General features: G+C 40.5%; 18 protein-coding genes. 11 read left to right on the plus strand and 7 right to left on the minus strand.

Annotated features, from left to right (window positions below; translation table 11 throughout):
- The first annotated feature begins 19 nt into the window (after window positions 1-19).
- Together FQ083_RS00990 and FQ083_RS00995 are read left to right on the plus strand one after the other, a co-directional pair.
- Window positions 20-820, plus strand: coding sequence for a glycosyltransferase (locus tag FQ083_RS00990; protein WP_149408386.1), 801 nt, complete (start codon window positions 20-22; stop codon window positions 818-820).
- Between the two features lie 60 nt (window positions 821-880).
- Complete coding sequence (locus tag FQ083_RS00995; protein ID WP_149408387.1) at window positions 881-1,723, plus strand: hypothetical protein; 843 nt, start codon at window positions 881-883, stop codon at window positions 1,721-1,723.
- On the opposite strand, the gene FQ083_RS01000 is transcribed toward FQ083_RS00995, so the two are convergent.
- Window positions 1,716-2,837 carry a glycosyltransferase gene (locus FQ083_RS01000; protein ID WP_149408388.1) on the minus strand — a complete coding sequence of 374 codons (1,122 nt, stop codon included), beginning with the start codon at window positions 2,835-2,837 and terminating at the stop codon, window positions 1,716-1,718. The genes FQ083_RS00995 and FQ083_RS01000 overlap by 8 nt on opposite strands.
- A 305-nt stretch (window positions 2,838-3,142) precedes the next feature.
- Between FQ083_RS01000 and FQ083_RS01005 the strand changes: the two genes are divergently transcribed.
- The 3 genes from FQ083_RS01005 to FQ083_RS01015 are packed head-to-tail and all read left to right on the plus strand — an operon-like array spanning window position 3,143 to window position 5,324.
- Window positions 3,143-4,708 (plus strand): glycosyltransferase family 2 protein, encoded by a 1,566-nt coding sequence (locus FQ083_RS01005; RefSeq protein WP_149408389.1) that lies wholly within the window; start codon window positions 3,143-3,145, stop codon window positions 4,706-4,708.
- On the plus strand, window positions 4,709-4,969 hold the full coding sequence (locus FQ083_RS01010; RefSeq protein WP_149408390.1) for a glycosyltransferase family 25 protein: 261 nt from the start codon (window positions 4,709-4,711) through the stop codon (window positions 4,967-4,969).
- Entirely contained in the window at window positions 4,956-5,324 is a 369-nt protein-coding gene (locus tag FQ083_RS01015; RefSeq protein WP_188004044.1) for a glycosyltransferase family 25 protein, read from the plus strand. The genes FQ083_RS01010 and FQ083_RS01015 overlap by 14 nt, the downstream gene beginning before the upstream one ends.
- Before the next feature lie 202 nt (window positions 5,325-5,526).
- Here FQ083_RS01015 and FQ083_RS01020 read toward each other — a convergent pair whose 3' ends face one another.
- The 4 genes from FQ083_RS01020 to glnE form a co-directional block, all read right to left on the minus strand.
- On the minus strand, window positions 5,527-6,507 hold the full coding sequence (locus FQ083_RS01020) for a glycosyltransferase family 4 protein (protein WP_020443378.1): 981 nt from the start codon (window positions 6,505-6,507) through the stop codon (window positions 5,527-5,529).
- An 11-nt stretch (window positions 6,508-6,518) separates the two neighbouring features.
- Window positions 6,519-7,517: a glycosyltransferase family 4 protein gene (locus tag FQ083_RS01025; RefSeq protein WP_188004045.1), complete on the minus strand. Its 999-nt coding sequence runs from the start codon at window positions 7,515-7,517 to the stop codon at window positions 6,519-6,521.
- Between the two features lie 174 nt (window positions 7,518-7,691).
- The gene (locus FQ083_RS01030) at window positions 7,692-8,621 is read right to left on the minus strand and encodes a branched-chain amino acid transaminase (RefSeq protein ID WP_011513510.1); all 930 of its coding nucleotides are present in this window, start codon (window positions 8,619-8,621) and stop codon (window positions 7,692-7,694) included.
- A 273-nt stretch (window positions 8,622-8,894) separates the two neighbouring features.
- Window positions 8,895-11,741: a bifunctional [glutamate--ammonia ligase]-adenylyl-L-tyrosine phosphorylase/[glutamate--ammonia-ligase] adenylyltransferase gene (glnE, locus tag FQ083_RS01035; protein ID WP_149408392.1), complete on the minus strand. Its 2,847-nt coding sequence runs from the start codon at window positions 11,739-11,741 to the stop codon at window positions 8,895-8,897.
- Window positions 11,742-12,164: 423 nt separating this feature from the next.
- Between glnE and tusD the strand changes: the two genes are divergently transcribed.
- The 4 genes from tusD (at window position 12,165) to FQ083_RS01055 (ending at window position 13,771) form a co-directional block, all read left to right on the plus strand.
- Entirely contained in the window at window positions 12,165-12,596 is a 432-nt protein-coding gene (tusD, locus tag FQ083_RS01040) for a sulfurtransferase complex subunit TusD (protein ID WP_149408393.1), read from the plus strand.
- 69 nt (window positions 12,597-12,665) lie between these two features.
- The gene (locus FQ083_RS01045; RefSeq protein ID WP_011513507.1) at window positions 12,666-12,989 is read left to right on the plus strand and encodes a hypothetical protein; all 324 of its coding nucleotides are present in this window, start codon (window positions 12,666-12,668) and stop codon (window positions 12,987-12,989) included.
- A gap of 75 nt (window positions 12,990-13,064) precedes the next feature.
- On the plus strand, window positions 13,065-13,403 hold the full coding sequence (locus FQ083_RS01050; protein ID WP_149408394.1) for a hypothetical protein: 339 nt from the start codon (window positions 13,065-13,067) through the stop codon (window positions 13,401-13,403).
- 2 nt (window positions 13,404-13,405) lie between these two features.
- Window positions 13,406-13,771: a TusE/DsrC/DsvC family sulfur relay protein gene (locus FQ083_RS01055; RefSeq protein ID WP_410477351.1), complete on the plus strand. Its 366-nt coding sequence runs from the start codon at window positions 13,406-13,408 to the stop codon at window positions 13,769-13,771.
- A 69-nt stretch (window positions 13,772-13,840) separates the two neighbouring features.
- On the opposite strand, the gene FQ083_RS01060 is transcribed toward FQ083_RS01055, so the two are convergent.
- The gene (locus FQ083_RS01060; RefSeq protein WP_011513504.1) at window positions 13,841-14,401 is read right to left on the minus strand and encodes a tRNA (cytidine(34)-2'-O)-methyltransferase; all 561 of its coding nucleotides are present in this window, start codon (window positions 14,399-14,401) and stop codon (window positions 13,841-13,843) included.
- A gap of 261 nt (window positions 14,402-14,662) precedes the next feature.
- On the opposite strand from FQ083_RS01060, the gene FQ083_RS01065 reads away from it, so the two are divergent.
- Window positions 14,663-14,803, plus strand: a complete 141-nt coding sequence (locus FQ083_RS01065) for an entericidin A/B family lipoprotein (protein WP_011280495.1) — start codon at window positions 14,663-14,665, stop codon at window positions 14,801-14,803.
- A gap of 96 nt (window positions 14,804-14,899) precedes the next feature.
- Here FQ083_RS01065 and hemW read toward each other — a convergent pair whose 3' ends face one another.
- A complete protein-coding gene (gene hemW, locus FQ083_RS01070; RefSeq protein WP_149408397.1) occupies window positions 14,900-16,210 on the minus strand; it encodes a radical SAM family heme chaperone HemW in 1,311 nt (436 codons plus the stop codon).
- Window positions 16,211-16,439: 229 nt separating this feature from the next.
- Here hemW and FQ083_RS01075 point away from each other — a divergent pair, with 229 nt between their 5' ends.
- Window positions 16,440-16,937: an EVE domain-containing protein gene (locus FQ083_RS01075; protein ID WP_149408398.1), complete on the plus strand. Its 498-nt coding sequence runs from the start codon at window positions 16,440-16,442 to the stop codon at window positions 16,935-16,937.
- The last annotated feature ends 231 nt before the right edge of the window (window positions 16,938-17,168 follow it).

The following is a 17,168-nucleotide window of genomic DNA, read 5'->3' on the forward strand; positions in this document are numbered from 1 at the left end:
ATATAAATATGAGTGCACTATGGCAACTGACATGAATCAAAATTTACCAACCAATCAAACGCCAACAGACAGTAAAAACTCTGATCAGCGTTATATTATTTGTATGAAATGGGGTGATAAATATGGTGCTGAATATGTCAACCGTCTTTATAACATGGTGCATCGTAACCTAACTTTAGATTTTCAGATGGTTTGCTTAACCGATGACAGTACTGGTATCGATCCTGCTGTTATCTGCCACCCTATCCCTGAGCTCAATCTACCTGCAGGACCTGAGCGTGGCTGGAAAAAGCTCACGACTTTTAAGCCCGAGCTTTACGATTTAAAAGGCGTTGCATTATTTTTAGATATTGATATCGTTATCGTTGATAATATCGACGGCTTTTTCACTTATAAAGCTGAGCATGAAGACAGCGTCGTCATCATTCGTGACTGGAAAAAACCGTGGCGTATGATTGGCAATAGCTCGGTATACCGCTTCAATATCGGTATGAATACTTATCCTGATTTGCTCGCAAATTTTGAGCGCAACTTCGACAGCATTCGTCAGCAAGTTCGCCATGAGCAAGCGTATCTGTCCAATTATTTACGTGAGCATCATCATTTAGAGTATTGGAACAAAGACTGGTGCGTGAGTTTTAAATATCAGTGTATTGCACCTATTCCTTTTAATCTAGTACGGGCACCTACTCTGCCAAATGATGCTAAAATCGTTATTTTCCATGGTGAGATTAATCCGCCAGACGCGATAGCAGGGGGTGGCGGTAAATGGTATCGTCATGTGAAGCCGAGCCCTTGGCTCAAAGAATATTGGATATAATTTAATCATCAAACCATCATTACTTTAAAATATCTGGAGCTGAAATTGGGATTACCTCCTATGATTGAGTTTGAGGTTGGTAATCAGCCGTTCCCTATTCACGCATTTAACGCAAAAGAAAATCAACAAAACCTTGACCGACAAGCTGTCAATATCATTGCTTCAGGTCCTTCTATTGCTGAGGTAGATTTTATACCTTTACTAGATACAGCCACGATTTTTATTAATGGTAGTATTAGTCTCACCGCTCAGTATAGCTTTACCAAAGTCGTCGGTTATGTCATTAGTGATGCACGTTTTATCCTCCATCAGCCCGATATATTAAATAAATACTACACCGGTCAGCCCTTATATGCCACCTTGGCAGTATTAGAAGCATTGGTCAGCGCCCACCCTGAAATCATAAAAAAATATCATCATAAGATGCGTATTATCTATCTTGTTGACAGACCGTGGGGTGTTAAAGGAAATGATTCAGAATTTAGTCTTTTGCTGTTAGGTAAGGAGTCACGATACCAAGCGCTCAATAGAAAAACGCCACTATCAGCATTTGCTAAGCATGCTAAATTTGTTATCGATAGCTATCATCAGCCATCACCTATCGGGTTGTCCTTAGACATCACCTACGGCTTTGTAGAAGCTGGAACAGTGGCTTATGTAGCAACGCAGCTGGCTTTCTCCCGTGGTGCAAACGCACTGCATTTATATGGTGTTGATCTACTTAATAGTAACGAGCCGCGTTTTTATGAAGATAGAGAGCGTAGTGCGCCCACGACGCTAAATAATGTCATCAGCAATACTATTGTACCGTCATTTAATTTATTAGCCAAAACCTATCAACAATATGGCACGCGTGTTACCAATCACTCTCCTATCTCTAAATCACTTTTCGACTTTAGTTAATATCATTTACTATTGATAGCGAAAAATCTAAATACTGCTGTGCAATATGTTTTGGTAATAGCTGCTGATTTAACGGCGTTATAAATTGATTCGCATTATCTAATGCCTGACTTATTAGCGCTGCCAACCCTTCGATATCATCAATAGCAACTAAGTTTTTCTGTGGTAACAGCTCTCTTGGACCAAAGGGGCAATCCGTACTGATAACAGGTATATTTAAGGCTTGCGCTTCGACGATAACATAACCAAAGCCCTCATACTTAGAGGTCATGACGAGCAGTGCGGCTCCCGCAATCAACGGATAAGGATTGGCATGAAAGCCTAAAAAATATACTTTATCCTCAATTTTTAACTCAATCGCTAATTGTTTTATTTCATCTTCAAGTCGACCTTTACCTACCAAAACCAATGGTAGTCTGCGCTCTGTTTTGGCATAGGCCTGCAGTAAATCACGATGACCTTTCATAGCGTCAAACGAAGCGACATGAATAATATAACCTTTATCAGTCAAGCCAAACTCTTCAATATGAAAATGTTCACTGGCCAATTGCTGAATTTGACTGACATCGCATGGGTTATAAATTGTCGTGGTTCTATTTAAGTTACCTATTAATGCCAATAAATCTTGGCATGCGCCTTCACTGACACAACTGCACGGATGAGCACCATAAACCACTTTTAAATGACTTATGGTTTGAGCAGGTATAGTTGCTAGCTTTTCTTGAAACTGTTTGGACACTGCGGTGTGCAATACGTTCACTATATTTGGTAGCTTACTATATGCCATAATCCAATTAACCTTGTAAATATTGGCCAAGATTAATTTAGGTGTTCCGATATTTTTTAGTACATATTCATCAATGCGCGCTGCAACCTGTTTATAAGCGGTGGCTTGCTCAGTTTCTATATTAAAAAGCGGCTGATTATAAGGGACGATGTGGTAATGCACGTGAGCATCTAAGCACATATCTGTCGTATCTTCTAGGCAAAGCACATGGACATCATAATCCATATCTATATAGGCACGCGCCAATGTCGTGACCATACGTTCTGCACCGCGCCCTTCTAACGCTTTTAATATTAGTAAAATAGTTGGTTTATTGCTAGTTATCATAGTAACCCGTCTTTCATACTTGTGATGCCTATCTTGGTATAATAAATAGCCGTAAAATAATTGTTTAATATTGCAGCGCTCTGCATTTGTATGCTAGTCTCCTCTATTTTTATATTACGAACAAGCATCTATTAAAACATTTTTTTATTCATTCGCTAATACATTTGTTATTGTCTAATTAAACTGTAGGCTACTATTTTTTAGGGTATTAGCCCTTATTTTGATGCAAATCTAAATCACTATCTACAGGAGCATATGGTGTGAATCATGTAAAAAATATTAGGTCATACCGCTTATCAGTAGTAATGATAGTTAAAAATGAAGCCAAAAACCTTGCTATTACTTTACCTTCTCTGCAAGGATTGGCTGATGAAATCATCGTATTAGACTCAGGCAGCACCGATAATAGCCGTCAGCTCGTAGAGCAATATGGCGGAACATGGTATGTCAATACAGATTGGCAGGGATTTGGCAAACAACGTCAATTGGCACAGTCATATGCGACCGGTGATTGGATTTTTGCATTAGATGCTGATGAAGAAGTTACTCCTCAGCTTAAAGAAAGTATACTAAAGATCATCACACAAAAACCTGATAATACAGTCTATGGTATTAAGCGTATTGATTGTATTTTTGGGCACGAAATTGACCCTAGCTATTGGGCAATAAAAGCACACTGGCGTTTATATCCCTGTCACTTTTATTATAATGAAAATCTAGTCCATGAATCTGTCGTCCTACATAATGCTATTACCAAGACATTAGATGGGTTTATGCGCCATCATACAGCCGAAACGCCACTATTTTGGCTACAAAAACGTTTAGATTATGCTAAGGCGTGGGCTGAGGATCGCCATAAAAAAGGTAGAAAAATTAGCTTTTATAAAGTTATTTTCAATCCAATTTGGGCATTTATTAAGCAGTACCTAATAGATGGACGCTTCTTAAAAGGCAAATACGGACTCATATATTCGCTGCTATTTATGCAGTATACCTTTAATAAATACGCTATTTTATATGACCTAACATACAATAAAACAGAGCAAGCATTTATAAAATCGTTGGAAATAGCTGAAAACTTACAGCCAGTAGACGTATCGAAAAAACAAAGCAGCTTGTCTTTAGTAATGATTGTAAAAAATGAAGGCAAGCATTTACAAGCATGTTTAAAAACGGTACAAGATATTGTAGATGAAATCATTATTTTGGATTCTGGTAGCACAGATGATACTAAAGACATTGCCCTACAGTATGGTGCTAAATGGTACGTCAATGAGCAGTGGCAAGGCTTCGGAAGACAGCGACAGTTGGCACAATCTTATGCTACTTGTGATTATGTCTTAGTACTAGATGCAGACGAACGTCTAGAGAATAATTTAAGACACTCTATTGCTAGGTTGTTAGATGAGCCGCTACAGACTGATAGAGTATTTAGTGTGGCTCGAGTCAATCAGTTTTGCGGCGTCGAAGTACAGAAACGAATATGGTATACAGATAAACTGGCACGATTATATGCCAATAGCTTATTTAAATACTCTAATTTAGACGTTCATGAATCGTTAGATCAAAAAGGCGTTCCAAGTGAGGTATTGCAAGGTTATCTATTGCATATTACCAATGATAATTTACACCATTTTTTGATGAAAAATGTGCGCTACAGTCATGATTGGGCAAGAGAAAAACATCATAAAGGTAAAAAGGTAACGCTTTTAGGCATGTTATTACGTTCTTGGTTTTCTTTCTTTCGTGAATACATCATGCGTGCTGACATATTAGGCGGGGCTTATGGCTATATTTTGGCTTTTGCCTCATTAGGCTACACAATGGATAAATATATAATGCTTTGGCAGCTTAACCAAGGAAAAGATTGAATGCAGAACCATATAATCAGCCTAACAACCGCGACTGATCGTCGTCAGCACATCATTCAAGAATTTACAAAGCAAAACATCCCTTCTGAATTCTATGATGCGATAACAGCCTCTCAATTGACGGAAGTGTCTAAAGCATTGGGTTTACGCTTGGCAGAAAGTGAGCGTTTATCACCTATAGAAAAAGCTTGTTTTTTGATCCATGTTTGCTTATGGCAAAAAAATAATAGACGACAATCTCGAATATATGTCAATATTTGAGGACGATATATACTTAGGAGAAAATGCTAATAATTTTCTCACTGATGATCAATGGATATTAGATAACTTAATTGACATGGATATTATCAAATTAGAAACAGCATTAGAGAAAACACATTGTAGTGAAAAAGAAATTAATTATGGGGAGAGATGTTTTTTAAAGTTAGAAAACTGGCATACCGGAGCAGCGGCTTATATTATTTCAAATAAAGGCGCAAAAACACTACTTCATCAGATCAGATCTCTCAATGAAAACGACTACGTGCCAATAGACGAAATGATTTTTGATAAATTCTTACCTCGAATATCAGTCTACCAAATCTCTCCTGCTTTAAGCATACAATCAACTTTTTAGAAGCAGATAATCCTACTTTAGCAAGCGATTTGGAAGCTGGACGCATAGAGCATAGAGCATAGAGCATAGAGCATAGAGCATAGAGCATAGAAAAATCAGATCGAAAGATCCACGAGACCTAAAACATTATTTCAAAAAGATTAAACGTAGTATCGGTAAACGTATGTTTTATACTATCGTCCCTTTCGACTAATTCACTAAATCAGTCTCTCATTTTCAATCTTTCTTTAATATTTGCTTTGGCTCTTGGTTTAGTTGCATTAAGTACTTCGCCTGCAAGCACTTTTTCATAGCATTCCATATAGCCTTTTGCCATGGCAACATGACTAAAATACGTCTGCGCATGATGATGACAAGCACGTCTATCAAATCTATCAATATTTTTAGTCGCCTCAACAAGCTCGGCATAACTGTCAGATAAAACGCCAACATCCTCTTGCGTGATGATATCTGGTAGAGACCCAAAAGGTGTTGCCAGCACAGGACAACCCAGATATAGGCTTTCAATGACTGCCAATCCAAAAGGCTCATGCCATAACACGGGAAAGAGCAATCCTTTGGAGTGACGGAGTAACTGATTTTTTTGCTCACCACCGACCATTCCATGGAAGGTCAGTTTTGAGGACGTATAAAAATAAGGGTTCCGACGGATGTTAAAACGATCGCCGCCTAATACATGTAGCGGAATATCCGCTTGCTGCGCTATTTTCACAGTTCCTTGCAGGTTCTTAATTCGCCAAGAAGCTTTTGCTAAAAAATGGACATAGTTTTTAGGATTAAAGTCTGGCTCGCCATAATCATTCCAATACAAACCATTGTGCACATAGCAATTGGCATTATAGTTTTCCGCATGCTTCTTTGATAAATAGATCGTATTGACAGGGTATTCTTGTTCAATCTCGCTGTTACTGTGTTCAGTACACACAAATGGAGTATCGATATCATTATCATAGCGAAAATGAAAGTGAATGATATCTGCCCACCCTTCTATTTGCTTTTCTAAAGGCAGTTGCTCATCAAAATAGACCGCATCTTTATGTGAGCTTTTGTGCTTGGTTAAAAACCTGACTTCATGCCCTAGTGATTTTTGTCCTTGATACAATCCCCATAACACTCGTTCAGTACCACCATAATCTTTGGGTGGAATACTTAACTGAGTCAAAAGTACATGTAATATTTTCATCATTTAACCTTTTAATCTTTTAAGACAAAATTATATGGGAGATTTTGAGTCACCTCAGGTGCTGTCTCATGTAAAGTATGACCATTTAAGACTTTTTCATAAAAATATAAGTAGTTCTTACTCATCACAAGGTGATTGAATGTGTCTCGTGCATAATCATGACAGCGCTGACGACTAAATTGTCCAATATTTCTTAGAGTGTCTATCATCACACTTTTACTATCGGTACTAACACCGACATCTTGATTGATGAGCTCTGGCAGAGAACCACATCGACTACCAATAACAGGGCAGCCTAAATATAGGCTTTCAATCATAGCTAAGCCAAAAGCTTCATTTGTTAGTACAGGAAAAATCAACGCTTGCGAGTTGCGAATAACCTGATTCTTCTTGTCACCGCCAATCATGCCATAAAACTTAAGATCATTACCCGGATAAATATAAGGTTGATATTTTCCGTCTTTACGCCATTTTAAGCAGTAACGTTTACTACCAATAACATGCAATTTTTTATTTGCTTGTCTTGCAATATCCACACTGTCTTTTAAATTTTTGTCTTTATATTTTGCATTCGCTAAAAAATGTACATAGTTTTCTGGCTGCTTTATATTAGGTTGCTCATAATCCTCCCAGTATAAGCCATTATAAACATACGCTTCTCCCCCACTACGTTCGGCATGTAATTTCCCCAAAAATATAGTATTTTTAGGAAATATAGCAGGGGTAATCTGTTGGTTATGCGTTGTACAAACAAAAGGGGTTTTTAATGTCCCTTGAAATAAGAAATGGAAATGAATAACATCGGCCCAGCCTTCTACTTGATCTTCAATTCCCTGAGCAGGATTGTATAAAATTGAATCAGGATGTTGGTTCTGATGCTTGGTCATAAACTTAACGTCATGCCCCAACTCTTTTTGCCCTTTATATAATGCCCAAACAACACGTTCAGTGCCTCCATATTTTAAAGGCGGTATAGGCATCCTAGTAAGCAGAACATGAAGGATTTTCACAGCTACCTCGATATAATGTACGTTCAAACCAGATTAGAAAAATACTTCAAAAAGCAGTTATTGTAGACTATTTATGAATATAGTTATTTAATAGCTCTATTTAAAAAGAATCATTTAATCATAAAAAAGCTGGACAGTGACGTCCAGCTTTTTTAAAAAAATAAAGTAACACAATCAGTCAATAAAGCTTAACCAATCCATATACTGCTCATTGCGACCATGAACCACATCAAAGTATAAGGTTTGCAGCTTCTCAGTCAAGGGTCCGCGACCACCATTGCCAATAGTACGATCATCGTATTCACGAATAGGCGTCACTTCAGCAGCGGTACCAGTCATAAATATTTCATCCGCTAAGTAAAACTCATCACGAGTGATACGGCGCTCAACAACTTTAATGCCCAAATCTTCAGCGAATTGGACAATAGTTCGACGCGTGATACCGTCAAGTGCCCCGCCTGCTAAATCAGGAGTATGTAGCACACCATCTTTAACTAAAAATAAGTTCTCACCAGCGCCTTGGCAGACATAGCCTTGTGGATCCATCAAGATGGCTTCGTCATAGCCATTACGGGTCACTTCTTGGTTCGCCATGATAGATACTGGGTAGTTGCTTGAGGCTTTTGCTTTACACATGGTCACGTTTGGCAAATGATGAGTATATGATGACGTTTTTACACGAATACCGTTTTTGATACCTTCTTCACCAAGGTACGCGCCCCAATGCCAAGCGGCTACCATGGCATTAACGCTATTATCACGTGATGATAGACCCAGTTTTTCGGCACCGAACCAAATTAGCGGGCGAATATAAGCTTCTGCTAAGTTATTCTGCTTGACCACATCTTTGTGTGCTTGCTCAAGTGTTGCTGCATCAAAAGGCACGTCCATTTGGAAAATCTTTGCCGAACCTAGCAGACGCTCAGTATGTTCTTTTAAGCGGAAAATCGCGGTACGGTTATCAGCAGTTTGATAAGCACGGACACCTTCAAAGACTGCGATACCATAATGCATGCTGTGCGTAAGCACATGAATTTTGGCGTCTGGCTGTTCAATCATCGTGCCATTCATCCAAAGCTTGCCTTCCTTTGTTGCCATATTCATCTAATAATCCTTATGCTAGCGCTAACGTCTAACTTTTTTTGTTGAGTGTTAAGTAAATGTTTTAATTAAAATTTTATAGTGACACTGAGTGTCTGTTTTAATGCACCACTATCATGTGCAAATTTAATGCGCAAATGATTATATCACCAGCACGCCAAGCAAATGAAATATTTTAGTTCATTACTGCAGTGCCTTTATTTATATGGCGTTAAATATCAGTGCCAAGACTGTCTTAACACTGTCCTTTCATTCAGCACAGCCGTTTTAATACCGCTATTCTGTCGATTCCACACCCATCAAATGCTGCCACTGCGCCTGTACGAGTGCACGGGTTTCAGTCCAAAGCGACTCATCGACCAGTAATGACTGCTCGGATAGTGCCAATTGATGCGTTGCAGCCCTTATGCGCAAATAAGCCTCCGTCAAATCTTGACAGATCTCACGCTCCCAAATACCTAGTGTCGCCATCTCCTCAAAGATACGGACGTTATCGCTCCATTTGGTCAAGGTTGGATGTTCATGCGAATAGGCCAGTACGGCAAATTGTGCCAAAAACTCGATATCAATGACACCGCCTGCATCTTGTTTAAGATGAAACTTACCCGCTTGCTGTTGCCATTGGCTCGTACCCAGATGCTTTTGCATTTTGATACGCATACTTGTCACTTCGATACGTACTTCCTCAATTGTGCGCGGTAATGCTAAGACAGTACGGCGAATATCACAAAAACGGGCTGTGACGCGTTTATCACCGCAGATTGCACGCGCCCGTACCAGCGCTTGATGCTCCCATGACCAAGCTTTCTCAAGCTGATAGGTTTCAAACGCATGACAAGACACCACCATCATGCCAGCATTGCCGGAGGGACGCAGGCGCATATCTACCTCATAAGCACGGCCATCACGGGTTTGGGTATTAAGATAGGTCATGAGCTTTTGCGCCAAGCGTGCCGCAAACTTCATGCCACTGACCGAATTTTCACCCGTGGTCATACCCTGCTCTTTTATTTTATGCAAAAACACCAAATCTAAATCTGATGAATAAGACAACTCAAGACCGCCAAGCTTGCCATAGCCGATAATAGCAAAGCCGCAATCTGCTTCGGTGACCGGATCGCCATCTTGGCCAATAGGATAACCATAACGTTTCACAATTTCAGCAAAAGCACGTTCAAGCGCCGCTTCTAATACCACTTCAGCAATATAAGTTAGAGAATCCGACACCTTCATGATTGGACGTTCAGCCAACACATCACTGGCGGCAACCGCTAATACTTGATTCTTTTTAAATAATCGTAATACGCTAAGCAGCTTTTCTTCGTCATTAGGCTCTACTCTCAATAACTGCTGACGCAAGATATCACGCAGCTCAAGTTTGTCTGGCAAATGCCGATAGCGTTGCTGTAAAAATGTATCTAATAACACTGGATACTGTGCCAGCTCTTTGGCAATCCAAGGGCTAGCAGACAGCATCGGAATCAACTCAACCGTGGCGTTTGGGTTCTCTGCAATCATAACCAAGTAGATAGAACGACGACAAATCGCTTCCAGCAAGGCAATCAAGCGCGGCAATGCAGTATTCGCCAATTGCTGCTGATCTTGATGAGCAAGTAGCGCATGCACAATTACTGGATACGCTCCGTCCAAGCGTTCACGAGCCTCATCGCTTAAATTGGCCACCATTTTTGACTGCCAAAAATTTTGCAATTGGCTATGATTCTCTTCCGTCAACACGTCATTTAAACGAGCCACTTGCTCATCCAAGTTAGCAGGTTCTAGCTCATCATCGTGATCCGGTACTTGCCTTTCAGTAACCATACGCTCAAACGGCACATTGACATGATATCGATGATAATTAAGCGTATTTAATAATGCAGCCCAGTCTTCAAACCCAAGCGTGAGCGCAAGATTGTGCTGCCAATGCACATCATGAGGAAGACGCTGGGTTTGCTGGTCATTGATTGCTTGAATACCGTGCTCAAGCCGGCGTAAAAACCGATAAGCACTTTGCAGTTCCTGATAAGTGGTTTCTTCTAAATACTTAAGCTCATACAGCGCCTGCATTGCCTTCAAACAAGATTTGACCTGTAGCTGCGGATGCCGTCCGCCATAAATCAACTGGAAAGCTTGAACGATAAACTCGATATCTCGAATACCACCAGCACCGAGTTTGATATTGTCCAAATCCTCACGCTGGGCGACTTGATTCTGAATCAGAGACTTCATCTCTCGTAATGCCGAAAAAGCACTATAATCGACGTAATATCGAAAGACAAACGGCTTAATAAGTGCTTGAATGTCATCATAGAACGGTCGCTCTATGTGCCCAACCACGCGGGCTTTTAGCCAAGCAAACCGCTCCCATGCCCGCCCATGCTGAGAAAAATACTTCTGTAATGCTGACAGATGAATCGCCAAATCACTACCATCACCCCATGGGCGCAGGCGCATATCTACTCGAAACACAAAACCATCAGCGGTATTATTGTCGAGCAACTTAATAATACCTTGACCGAGCCGAGTCATAAAACGCTTATTATCTATACTACGCGTGCCTTTAGCTTTATCCCCATCAGTTTCACCGCGCGCTTGATGGATAAAAATCAGATCAATGTCACTTGATAAATTCAGCTCATGAGCGCCAAGCTTGCCCATTGCCATAATAGCCATATCATCGACTTGTACATTGCCTTTCTCATTAATAAAGGTAGGCTGACCATATTGAGTCACCAACTGCTGATAGGTATAGTTTTTCGCAAATAAAATACAACCATCAGCGAATTCGGACAGCTCGTCGGTCAATTGCTCAAGCTCAATCACTGCCAATGCGTCTTGCCATACCCAACGCATCATCAGTAGCATACGCAAATTGCGTAAACCACTCATCACTTTGTTTTCATGGCCAAGCTGATAATTTTCGTCCAAGGTATAATCTTGTATCAGGTCATCAATCTGTTGGCGCGTTAAGGTCGTGTCTAAAGGATAACTGCGTAAAAACGTCTGGCAGGCGCCCGTGCGACTTTGCCAAATTTGATAAGCAAACTCACTGGCAGTTTGCAATACTTGTAGCTGTTCTGATGTGGGCTGATAGCCGTTACCATTTGGAGTGGTAGATAGCATAATGATGATACCTCATTGCAGCATAGAGCCATAAGCCTACGTGAACTGGGCGAATAAGTTTATTGTTTTTTCTTACGGAACGGTCACAACTGCTATGGATCAGTTAAACACTATGCTTTTATAGTAACATAAATAAAGTAATGCGCTGCCAAGAGCAAGCATATAGCGAATTCAGTATTAAAGCGCTACAGTAGGACTGGGATGAATTTTACGCAGCCTCTGTCGGCGTAGGCACAGCACGCCAGAAAAATTTATACCAGTACTGCGTTGGAAAATAACGTATCTGTTTTATTTAGAATTGACTATACTTGCAAAAAATGAAAAAGCGCTGAATGATGATACAATATACAGCCACACAAGGTCTCAGTTCTTTTTCAATACTCATTTATTCAATGCTTATTAATACTATGTGATACCGCCATTATGACACTCTCAACACCTCTACTTTTGATTACCGCTGACCCAAGCCATCCACTTGCCTATCTGGCATTACGCTATGCGCGCGCTTATCTACAAAACGCCTCTTTAGCCGATAATGCGCCTAATAGCGCGGATCATGAAAACTCTGTATTAAACATCTTCTTTTATGCAGATGCAGCACATACTGCCAATCGTTTAAGGTGGCAATCCGCTGATCAATCAAATATTACCCAAGAGTGGCAGGTACTGGCAGAACAATATAATCTTGTGCTGCCAGTATGCGTCAGTACGGCACTCAGTCGCGGTATTAGTGATACGGACAACAGCAGCCGCCATCAGTTAGAGACAGAAAATCTAGCGACAGGTTTTAAGCTGGTAGGTCTGAGTGAGCTTGCTATGATGATGCAAGGCGACTGTCGCTTACTACAATTCTAATAAAGATGATGGAAATAAAAATTCAGTTTGATACCAATAGATAGCGACAAATAAGATTAGGAAAACCTCATGAAATTACTCATTCGGCTGCATACGCCCACTGAAATGGCAAGCTATGAAGGCTGTGCGCTGGCCTTGACGTTGGCAACCTTTGGGCACGAAGTGCAGCTGTATTTGGATGCGCCCGTCTTTGGATTTTTAATGCAGCCAAACTCACGCTTGCAAGGTATGATTCAAGCGCTTGAGCTTTATGATATGCCGCCAGCGTGGCTACCTGACGATGTTTTTAGTGGCTGGATAGCTGGCATGCTACCGACGGACTTGGCAACGCAGTTAGTCTTGATTCCAGAAGAAGTAAATTTACAAGTATTTGAGCAAATTCTCACTTTTTAATCTTAAAGCTATAAATAGCAAAGCTGATGTAAAATTTTATTGTTTCAAACCTATAGCAAGCAATCGGACACGAGTATGGCAACTTTATATCAATTACATAGCAGTATGGATACGCTCAGACGCACTACGGAACAAATGGCGTTGTCATGGCAGGCGGGCGATAGCATCCTTTTGTTGGGTACAACCGTCGCATTTATAGATTGGTTCAATGCATATTTGGGCGATATCGAGAATATGGAAATAGAAACCATTGCTGGTATTTACGCGCTTGCCGACGATGTGGCACAGTTGCATGAAAATACCGCAGCGAAGCTTAATCTAGCGGCAAAGCTCACTGATATTTTAAGCGATGCAGAATGGGTAGCGATGACCCAAGACAGCCGCTTTGATAAAGTCGTGACGATTGCCTTATGAGTATGTCTACTAACTCGTCTACATCCTCTCTGAGCTCAATCGATTTAGCATTAGACGATGTGGCATTAGACCAAGATGGACATTTATGCGACCACACTGTCTGGACGCCAATTATTGCACAGCAGCTAGCCGATACCTTGGACGTACATTTAAATGCTGAGCACTTGGCCATATTGCAGCAAGTACGAGCGTTTTTTATAAAATTTAATCACGCCCCCGCTACCCGCCCGTTGATCAAATGGCTGCAACAGACTTTGCCCGATAATGACATCAGCAATCAAAAGCTACAGCAGCTATTTAACACAGGTCTGGTCGCCCGCCATGTCAATCGCCTCGCTGGGCTACCCAAACCGCCGAATTGCTTATAAATGCTCATAAAAAAGACAGATAAATTCTTTATTTATCTGCCTTTTTTATGAGCATTTATAATAAAAGTACTACTTTGGGTCGTAGACGATGAGTGTCTCATAGCCGATACTACGACCTTCATCACCGCCAAATCCTTGTTGTCGCCATACCTCATATAAACATATTGCCACGCTGTTCGACAGATTCAAACTGCGTGAATCTGCTAGCATCGGCAATCGTAGCCAGTTATCAGCGCCAATATCTTCACGTATATCATCTGCCAGTCCCGCTGTTTCTGAGCCAAAAACCATGGCCACATTATTTCCAGAAAAATCACTGCCCGACTCTGCAGTCTCTTGTCCACCAAAATCATAATCATAAAAAGGCTTACTTAACTTGGTGGTCAATGCCGTAATGGTATGACAGTCAGCATCCTGCAATGCTTGCTTTGCTATTGACCAATTGTCGTGTACTTGCAGATGGGCATACTCATGATAATCTAATCCTGCACGGCGCAATTTTTTATCATCCAGCTCAAACCCTAATGGTTTGACTAAATGCAGCTGCGCCCCACTATTGGCACACAGACGAATGATATTGCCCGTGTTACTGGGCATTTTTGGCGCTACCAGCACGATATGAATGGTCATACTCTCTCCGTCATTAGCATTAGGGTTATTTTTCTGACTTATATGGCAAAGGTAATTAAAAGTTACAGTTTACTGCCAATAATTACATTTTGATACTGGGCACGTATTTTAACTTTGATTATGATGGCTGTAACGGACAAGGGGATAATATAAAAATATTGTCATCGTCTGTTATCATCTTGCAGTGTAACTTAGGATCAACATCAGGTTTCACTGTTACTACACTACTTATCTGTATCTGTCTTTTTTGAGGAATATACCATGAAAAAATTAGTTATCGCATCTTTGGCTGCTATGTTTGTATTAACTGGTTGTAACACTTTTAAAGGTCTAGGCCAAGACGTATCAAGCGCTGGTAGTGCTGTAAGCGGTACTGCACAAGAAGTACAAAACAAAATCTAAGCTTTAAATATTTAGGTTGTTTAAAGGGCTTATCATCTATGTGATAAGCCCTTTTTTATGAAGCTTAAGTTCTGAATATTTAACAAGCATACTTCGCTATAAAAATGCTCTTAATATTTGATTGAGATACCTTTTACCAAGTTCTGTCGGTTGCAACTGTTCCGGATGATCTATCAATAGACCTTGCTCGATTAATGTAGCAACTTGTATTGCAATGCTGTCATAACTTAGCCCCGTACGTGCTTCAAATAACGACCATGCTACGCCACCATGCAAACGTAAGGCGTTAAGCATAAACTCACTAACCAACTCCTCTTCATCAATCGCTTGCCAGCCAACCATTTTTGGCGCTGATATTGATGCCCCATCTTGGCCATGAGCTTCTTCATATTCTATATAACTTTTTGGCATACGGGATTTACTAAAGCGATAGATACCTGCTTGGTTGGTTTCATTATCAATAGTCCAGAAATCAGTCGCCATCTCATTGCCGATATCTTGTCCAATAGTGACTTTTCCATGAGCACCCGCCCCGATTGCCAAATAGTCACCAAACTGCCAGTAATTGACGTTATGTTGACAAGGCTTATCCGCTGCCCCAGACCATGCAGATACCTCATAATTGCAATAGCCTAAATTCTGTAATAATGTCTGACCAGATTCTTCTATATCTGCCAAGCGATCCTCATTGGGTAAAATTGGCTGACTGCGATAGAATACGGTATTTGGCTCAATGGTCAGCTGATACCATGAGATATGGGTCGCACCAGCATCGTGTGCCATTTGAATATCGTCTAATGCCTCGCTCATGGTTTGCTCTGGCAGTCCATGCATCAAATCCACGTTTACGCGCTCAAATCCAGCTTTTCGAGCTGCTTTAATTGCAGATAGCGCTTGAGTAGGATTATGAATGCGTCCAAGCGTGGTTAATTGTTCAGCAGAAAAGCTCTGCACACCTATCGATAGGCGATTAATACCCACCCCTAAATACTCAGCAAATGGCGCATGCTCAAGGGTGCCTGGATTTGCCTCCATGGTGATTTCGATGTCGCTAGAAAATTGATAATATTTCCGTAAACCATCAAACAAGCGCTGGTATTGAGCAATGGGCAACAACGACGGCGTACCACCGCCGATAAATATGGAGCTAATCTCACGTCCTTGGGTCAATATCTGCTGCATAGCAGCATCTTGCAATAATGCATCGACATATTCATCATACATAGACAGCTGACTATCAACTGGTAGCTCATGTGAATTAAAATCACAGTATGGGCATTTTTTGACACACCACGGGATATGGATGTATAACGCCAATGGAATGTCTGTCACTTCTACTGCATTCGAATGACCATCATGAAAAGGCTTTGCTTGCTGAGACAGTTGATTAGGTTTGATATTTGACATAAGCGGACTTATCTATAAATAGGTAACTGCCATCAATAGCAGAAAATACCGCTAGGATAACGGCTAAGCACAGTAAAAAAAAGCCTAACTTCAAGAAAATTCTATCGATAACAAAACCAATGACAAAGGCTCATGTTAAAAATTCTTAGTTATAGGCAAAATAACTAAGAATCACCATTATTATATAAAATAATTATAAATAACCGACTATATAAAAAGGATAAAAACCATGGCATATTGGCTTATAAAATCTAATCCAAGCTGTTTTAGTATAAAAGACTTAGAAGGTGCAGGAACAGAGATGTGGGATGGCGTGCGTAACTACCGAGCCCGCAATTTTATGCGTGATGATATGCAAGTAGGTGACAAGGCGTTTTTTTACCACTCTAGTGCTAAACCCTCAGGCGTTGCTGGTATCGTGACTATTAGTCAAGCTGGCTATCCTGATATTACTCAATTTCATCCTGAACACCGGCATTACGACCCGAAAGCCACCGCAGAGAATCCGCGATGGTATATGGTGGATGTGACTTTCAATCAAGCTTTTAACAAAATATTACCACTGTCAGAGCTAAAGTTTCTGCCCGCGCTCGAGGACTCATTATTACTGAGAAAAGGCTGTGAGCAATTGACCATCATACCACTGGAGCCTAAACACTGGTATGCAATCATGGATATTGCAGGAAATCTTAATTTACTGTCAGAAGATACCGACTCTATTGAATGAATAATTCTGGCTTACAAGCACCAAAATTGATGTTTAACTCTTCTATTAGGGGCTTAATACACCTATAAATACGACCTTCATCAAACTGTTCTAAAATATTTACATTATAGCCTGACTTCTTTACCATTCTATTAACTTATGACCTGTCACTTCATCACTTGAATTGACGGGTTATTTTTATTTTAGCATCAGTGATTCTTTTTTAACTCTGCATGCCTAGTCTTATTAAAA

Origin of the sequence: Psychrobacter sp. ANT_H59 (assembly GCF_008369225.1) — a bacterium.
Classification (GTDB): domain Bacteria; phylum Pseudomonadota; class Gammaproteobacteria; order Pseudomonadales; family Moraxellaceae; genus Psychrobacter; species Psychrobacter cryohalolentis.

Excerpts from the sequence above, each read along its gene's own strand:
- FQ083_RS01045 (WP_011513507.1), top strand. The coding sequence starts at position 12,666 with ATGAAATTACTCATTCGGCTGCATACGCCCACTGAAATGGCAAGCTAT.
- FQ083_RS01010 (WP_149408390.1), top strand. The coding sequence starts at position 4,709 with ATGCAGAACCATATAATCAGCCTAACAACCGCGACTGATCGTCGTCAG.
- FQ083_RS01000 (WP_149408388.1), bottom strand. The coding sequence starts at position 2,837 with ATGATAACTAGCAATAAACCAACTATTTTACTAATATTAAAAGCGTTA.
- glnE (WP_149408392.1), bottom strand. The coding sequence starts at position 11,741 with ATGCTATCTACCACTCCAAATGGTAACGGCTATCAGCCCACATCAGAA.
- FQ083_RS01030 (WP_011513510.1), bottom strand. The coding sequence starts at position 8,621 with ATGAATATGGCAACAAAGGAAGGCAAGCTTTGGATGAATGGCACGATG.
- FQ083_RS01075 (WP_149408398.1), top strand. The coding sequence starts at position 16,440 with ATGGCATATTGGCTTATAAAATCTAATCCAAGCTGTTTTAGTATAAAA.
- FQ083_RS00990 (WP_149408386.1), top strand. The coding sequence starts at position 20 with ATGGCAACTGACATGAATCAAAATTTACCAACCAATCAAACGCCAACA.
- FQ083_RS01065 (WP_011280495.1), top strand. The coding sequence starts at position 14,663 with ATGAAAAAATTAGTTATCGCATCTTTGGCTGCTATGTTTGTATTAACT.
- hemW (WP_149408397.1), bottom strand. The coding sequence starts at position 16,210 with ATGTCAAATATCAAACCTAATCAACTGTCTCAGCAAGCAAAGCCTTTT.
- FQ083_RS01050 (WP_149408394.1), top strand. The coding sequence starts at position 13,065 with ATGGCAACTTTATATCAATTACATAGCAGTATGGATACGCTCAGACGC.
- FQ083_RS01005 (WP_149408389.1), top strand. The coding sequence starts at position 3,143 with ATGATAGTTAAAAATGAAGCCAAAAACCTTGCTATTACTTTACCTTCT.
- FQ083_RS01020 (WP_020443378.1), bottom strand. The coding sequence starts at position 6,507 with ATGAAAATATTACATGTACTTTTGACTCAGTTAAGTATTCCACCCAAA.
- FQ083_RS00995 (WP_149408387.1), top strand. The coding sequence starts at position 881 with ATGATTGAGTTTGAGGTTGGTAATCAGCCGTTCCCTATTCACGCATTT.
- FQ083_RS01015 (WP_188004044.1), top strand. The coding sequence starts at position 4,956 with ATGTCAATATTTGAGGACGATATATACTTAGGAGAAAATGCTAATAAT.
- tusD (WP_149408393.1), top strand. The coding sequence starts at position 12,165 with ATGACACTCTCAACACCTCTACTTTTGATTACCGCTGACCCAAGCCAT.
- FQ083_RS01055 (WP_410477351.1), top strand. The coding sequence starts at position 13,406 with ATGTCTACTAACTCGTCTACATCCTCTCTGAGCTCAATCGATTTAGCA.
- FQ083_RS01060 (WP_011513504.1), bottom strand. The coding sequence starts at position 14,401 with ATGACCATTCATATCGTGCTGGTAGCGCCAAAAATGCCCAGTAACACG.